Consider the following 5,498-nt stretch of genomic DNA (forward strand, 5'->3'; position numbering starts at 1 on the left):
CAGGGCGTCGACGCGGTCGGGGTCGAGCAGCTCGCAGGCCGTGGGCCCGCGCAGGTCGGCCGTGGCGTCCGGGGTCGCCAGCCGCCAGCGGACCTGCCCGACGACCGGGTGCTCGTCGCCCTCGAGCAGGGTGACCGTGCCGTAGAGCCCGAGGTGAACGTGCACCTGCTCGGCGACGTCCGCGAACCCGACGAGCAGGTGCTTGCCGTACGCCTCGGCGGTGGTCAGCACCCGTCCGTCGAGCCGCTCGGCGGCGAAGCGTCCCTGCGGACTGGACGAGCGGACGGCGTAGCCGCCGAACCGGGCGAGGAGGTCACCGGCGAGCCGGTGGAGGGTGTGCCCCTCAGGCAAGCTCGCCGGTCTCCTCGTAGGCCAGCATGAGGTCGATGCGGCGCTGGTGACGCGCCTCGTCGCTCCACTCCGTGGTCAGGAACGCCTCGACGATGGCCGTGGCCTCGTCGGCGGTGTGCATGCGGGCGCCGATCGCGACGACCTGCGCGTTGTTGTGCTGGCGGGCCAGCTGCGCGGTCTCGACGCTCCAGGCCAGGGCCGCGCGGGCGCCCTTGACCTTGTTGGCGGCGATCTGCTCGCCGTTGCCCGAGCCGCCGATGACGATCGCCAGCGTGCCCGGCTCAGCGACCGCGGCCTCGGCGGCGGCGATGCAGAACGGCGGGTAGTCGTCGGCGGCGTCGTACTCGTGGGCGCCGTGGTCGACGGGCTCGTGGCCCTGGGCGGTCAGCCACTCGACGAGGTGGGTCTTGAGCTCGTAGCCGGCGTGGTCGGCACCGATGTGGACGCGCATGGGGCCAGTCTCCCAGGTCCGGGGCGCGGTGCCGACCCGGCCTACAGGTGGGCGGTGCGGCGGGCGTCCATGAGCGCCCCGACCGACAGCACCGTGGCGCGCGACGCGTCGAAGCGCTCGGGCATCCGCCAGAACGAGTGCGGCATCCCCAGCGCGCGCCACGCGGTCACCGGGACGCCGGCCTCGGCCAGGCGCGCGGCGTACGCCTCGCCCTGGTCGCGCAGCACGTCGTGCTCGACGTCACGACGACGGTCGGCGGGGTGGCCGACACGTCGTCCGCGCGCAGCGGCGAGACCTCCGCGGCCGTGGCGTCACCGGCGTACTGGCGCCAGAACCACTCCATCTGGTCGGCGGTGAGCGCGGCGGTGTCGAGCGCCGGGTCCAGCGGCGCGTGCCGGTCGGTGGCCGGATAGACGAGCACCTGCATGTCCAGCAGGGCGGCGTCGCGGACGACCAGGCCGGCGACGAGGTTGGCCCCGGACGAGTCGCCGATCCCGGGCAGGAAGGACGCGTCGACCCGGTGCTCACGGGCGTGCGCGCGCAACCACCGCGCCGCGGTCTCGACGTCGTCCAGCGGCGCCCGGGTACGGGTGCGCGGGCGCGCGCCGGTAGTCGACGGCCAGCAGCGCCCAGCCCGTGCGGTGGGCCAGGTGACGGCAGAACGCGTCGTGCGTCTCCAGGTCGTGCAGCACCCAGCCGCCGCCGTGGGACGTAGAGGGCGACGGGCGCGCCGAGGGGCGGGGCCGGTACAGGCGCACCGGCACCGCCCCCCGGCGTCCAGGTCGAGCACCGCGTCCAGCCCGATGCGTCCGGTCTCGGCCAGCGCGGCCTCACGGGCCTGCGCGCGGACGGCCGCGACGTCGGTCTCCTCGGGCGGCGTGGGCGCGCCCAGGTCGGACAGGAACGCGACGGACTGGGGGTGCAGCGTCATGGCGCTCAGACTAGTGAGCGCCGGCCCCGGTCAGTCGAAGATCGGGTCGCGGTCGCGCGTGCGCTTGAGCTCGTAGAAGCCGTCGTAGCCGGCGAGCAGCGCGCGCCGTCGAAGACCTTGCCGGCGTCCTCGCCCTTCGGGGCGGGGCTGAGCACGGGGCCGAAGAACGCGGTGCCGCCGATCGAGATGACCGGGGTGCCGACCTCCTGGCCCACGCGGTCGATGCCGTCCTGGTGGGAGGCGCGCACCGCGTCGTCCAGGGACGCGTCGTCGGCGGCGTCGGCGAGCTCGGCGGGCAGGCCGGCCTCCTCGAGCGCCTCCAGGTACAGCGCGCGGTCGTAGTCGCGGCCCTGGTCGTGCTTGCGGGTGCCGAGCGCGGTGTAGAGCTCACGGACCTTGTCGCTGCCGTGCTGCTGCTCGACGGCGATGGCCAGGCGCACCGGGCCCCAGCCGCGCTCGATCATCTCGCGGTACTCCTCGGGGACGTCCTTGTCCTCGTTGAGCACGGACAGGCTCATGACGTGGAAGACGGTCTCGACGTCGCGGACCTTCTCGACCTCGAGCATCCAGCGGGACGTCATCCAGGCCCAGGGGCACAGCGGGTCGAACCAGAAGTCGACCTTCTCGGTGGCAGTCATGACTGGGGCAACACCGGACGGCCCGCGCGCATTTCCTCGACCAGCGACGCGACCACCGGCCCCAGCTCGCCCTGGTGCCGCGCGGCCACGGCCCGCTGGCGCTCGTAGGACGCACCGTCGGTGACCATCCGCGCGACCCCCGCGAGCTCGTCGAGGCAGCCCAGGTCGGCGGCGACCGGCTCGAGCATCGGCAGGACGCGCTCCAGGTGGGTCGTGACCAGCTCCTCCTCGGCGGTGTGGTCGAGGATGAGGATCGCCTCCATGCCGTAGCGGGCGGCGCGCCACTTGTTCTCCTGGGCGAACCACGGCGGCAGGTGCGGCAGCTCGCGCCCGGCGTCCAGCTCGCGCGAGAAGTGCTCGACCAGGCAGTGGATGAGCGCCGAGACGCTCAGCAGCTCCTGCAGGCTCGGGATGCCGTCGCACACCCGGACCTCGAGCGTCCCGAACTTGGGCGAGGGCCGGATGTCCCAGCGGATCTCGTCGAAGACGTCGATGACGCCGGTCTTGAGCATGTCGTCCACGTAGCCCTCGAGCTGGGACCACTGCTCGAACTGGAACGGCAGCCCGGCGGTGGGCAGCTGCTGGAACATGAGCGCCCGGTTGGAGGCGTACCCGGTGTCCTTGCCGCCCCAGAACGGGGACGAGGCGCTCAGCGCCTGCAGGTGGCCGAAGAACGTCAGCAGCGCCCGGCTGATCGGCAGCACCTTGTCGCGGTCCTCGATGCCGACGTGCACGTGGACGCCGTAGATCAGCATCTGACGGCCCCACCACTGGGTGCGGTCGATGAGCGTCGCGTAGCGCTCCTTGTCGGTGACCTTCTGGTGGCCCCAGTGCGCGAACGGGTGGGTGCCGGCGCACATGAGCTCGACGCGCAGCGGGTCGGTGACCTCGCGGATGCGCTCGATGCTGCGCTGCAGGTCGTCGCCGGCCTCCTTCACGGTGCGGCAGACGCCCGTGACCACCTCGACGGTGTTGAGCAGCAGCTCCTGGCGGATCGTGGGGTGCTCTCCCCCGCCCGGCGGCTCGACGGCGTCCAGGACGGTCTGCGCCACCTGGCGCAGGTCGCCGCTGTCCTGGTCGACGAGGGCGAGCTCCCACTCGATGCCCAGGGTCGACCGCTCGGAGGCGGCGAAGGGGATCTCCATGGCGACCATCCTGCCCGAATCCCCTGGCGCCGCACGGTCCGCTCTCGTGACGTGCCACACCCCGTGAAAGCATGGGCGACATGCCAGGCACCAACCTCACGCGCGCCGAAGCCGCCGAGCGCGCCACCGTCGTCAAGCCGTCCACCTACGAGGTGTGGCTGGACCTGTCCGTCGACTCCACCGAGCGCTTCGGGTCCACGACCGTCATCCGCTTCGAGGCGACCCCCGGGGCGTCCACCTTCGTCGACCTCGTCGACGGCGAGATCTCCTCCGCGACGCTCAACGGCGAGCCCGTGGACGTCTCGGCCTACGCCGACAGCCGGCTGCCGATCAGCGGCCTGCGCGAGCAGAACGAGCTGCGCGTCGAGGGCACCTGCGCCTACTCGCGCTCGGGCGAGGGCCTGCACCGCTTCGTCGACCCGGTCGACGAGCGCGTCTACCTCTACACCCAGTTCGAGGTGCCGGACGCCCGCCGCGTCTTCGCGACCTTCGAGCAGCCCGACCTCAAGGCCGAGTTCACCTTCCACGTGACCGCGCCGGCGCACTGGGCGGTCGTGTCGAACTCCCCGACGCCCGCTCCCGAGGACTCCGCCCCCGGCGTCGCCACGTGGCACTTCGCGCCGACCAAGCGCATGTCGACCTACATCACCGCGCTGGTGGCCGGCGAGTACGCCGAGGTCCGCGACGTCTACGTCGGCGAGCACGGCGAGATCCCGCTGGGCCTGTTCTGCCGCCAGTCGCTGCGCGAGCACCTGGACGCCGACGACATCCTCGAGATCACCAAGCAGGGCTTCGCGTTCTTCGAGGGCAAGTTCCAGATGGCGTACCCGTTCGGCAAGTACGACCAGCTGTTCGTGCCCGAGTACAACATGGGCGCGATGGAGAACGCCGGCTGCGTGACCTTCCGCGACGAGTACCTGTTCCGCAGCCGCCAGACGGTGTCGGCCTACGAGACGCGCGCCAACACGATCCTGCACGAGATGGCCCACATGTGGTTCGGCGACCTCGTGACGATGAAGTGGTGGGACGACCTGTGGCTGAACGAGTCGTTCGCCGAGTTCGCCGCCACCTACGCCCTGGTCAACGGCGGCACCCGCTTCCCCGACGCGTGGACGACGTTCACCAACGCGCGCAAGAACTGGGCCTACCGCCAGGACCAGCTGCCCTCGACCCACCCGATCGCCGCGGACAACTACGACCTGCACGCGGTCGAGGCCAACTTCGACGGCATCACCTACGCCAAGGGCGCGTCGTCGCTCAAGCAGCTCGTGGCCTGGGTCGGCGAGGACGACTTCTTCACCGGCCTGCGCGCGTACTTCGCCAAGCACGCCTACGGCAACACGACGCTGGAGGACCTGCTCGTCGAGCTGGAGGCCGCGTCCGGCCGCGAGCTGGGCTCGTGGGCCAAGGAGTGGCTGCAGACGTCCGGCGTCAACACGCTGCGTCCGTCGTTCGAGCTGGACGCCGACGGGGCCTACTCCTCGTTCGCGATCGAGCAGAGCGCGGTCGAGGCGTACCCGACCATCCGCCGTCACCGCATCGCCGTGGGCCTGTACGCCGAGGTCGACGGCCGCTTGGTGCGCACCGACCGGATCGAGCTGGACGTCGAGGGCGAGCGCACCGAGGTGCCGCAGCTCGTCGGACGCCCGCAGCCCGCGCTGCTGCTGCTCAACGACGACGACCTGACCTACGCCAAGATCCGCCTGGACGAGCACTCGTCGGCGACCCTGATCGAGTCGATCGCGACGATCGCCGACCCGCTCCCCCGGGCGCTGTGCTGGGGCTCGGCCTGGGACATGACGCGCGACGGCGAGCTGTCGGCCGACGCGTTCGTCTCGCTCGTGCTGTCCGGCGTCGGCTCCGAGACCGACCTGACTGCGGTCGGCTCGCTGCTGCGCCAGGGCGGCACGGCGGTGCACCTGTACGCCCACCCGGACGCGCGTCCGGAGCTGGCCGCGCGCTGGGAGGCCGGCGTGCTCGCG

The 5,498-nt window shown here is 72.1% G+C and carries 5 protein-coding genes and 1 pseudogene; 1 reads left to right on the forward strand and 5 read right to left on the reverse strand.

Annotated elements, in window-relative coordinates:
* The 5 genes and pseudogenes from AC2W7G_RS08370 to AC2W7G_RS08390 all read right to left on the reverse strand — a co-directional run.
* Positions 1 to 351: DNA-formamidopyrimidine glycosylase family protein (locus AC2W7G_RS08370; RefSeq protein ID WP_485868025.1), on the reverse strand; the 351-nt coding region annotated here is incomplete at its 3' end.
* A complete protein-coding gene (locus AC2W7G_RS08375; RefSeq protein ID WP_485868026.1) occupies positions 344 to 802 on the reverse strand; it encodes a ribose-5-phosphate isomerase in 459 nt (152 codons plus the stop codon). The genes AC2W7G_RS08375 and AC2W7G_RS08370, both read right to left, overlap by 8 nt.
* Before the next feature lie 41 nt (positions 803 to 843).
* Positions 844 to 1,733 (reverse strand): annotated as a pseudogene (locus AC2W7G_RS08380) (alpha/beta hydrolase fold domain-containing protein).
* Between the two features lie 5 nt (positions 1,734 to 1,738).
* Entirely contained in the window at positions 1,739 to 2,371 is a 633-nt protein-coding gene (locus AC2W7G_RS08385) for a mycothiol-dependent nitroreductase Rv2466c family protein (RefSeq protein WP_485868027.1), read from the reverse strand.
* Positions 2,368 to 3,516 (reverse strand): glutamate--cysteine ligase, encoded by a 1,149-nt coding sequence (locus AC2W7G_RS08390; protein WP_485868028.1) that lies wholly within the window; start codon positions 3,514 to 3,516, stop codon positions 2,368 to 2,370. Before AC2W7G_RS08390 ends, AC2W7G_RS08385 begins: the two co-directional genes overlap by 4 nt.
* A 71-nt stretch (positions 3,517 to 3,587) precedes the next feature.
* On the opposite strand from AC2W7G_RS08390, the gene pepN reads away from it, so the two are divergent.
* Positions 3,588 to 5,498, forward strand: a 1,911-nt coding sequence (gene pepN, locus AC2W7G_RS08395) for an aminopeptidase N (RefSeq protein WP_485868029.1), incomplete at its 3' end; no start/stop codon positions are given.

It is taken from the genome of Aeromicrobium sp. PFPM2_SD2 (assembly GCF_057364525.1).

Bases quoted from the DNA above. Each gene is read 5' to 3' on its own strand.
- AC2W7G_RS08385 (WP_485868027.1), bottom strand. From the start codon at position 2,371: ATGACTGCCACCGAGAAGGTCGACTTCTGGTTCGACCCGCTGTGCCCC.
- AC2W7G_RS08375 (WP_485868026.1), bottom strand. From the start codon at position 802: ATGCGCGTCCACATCGGTGCCGACCACGCCGGCTACGAGCTCAAGACC.
- AC2W7G_RS08390 (WP_485868028.1), bottom strand. From the start codon at position 3,516: ATGGAGATCCCCTTCGCCGCCTCCGAGCGGTCGACCCTGGGCATCGAG.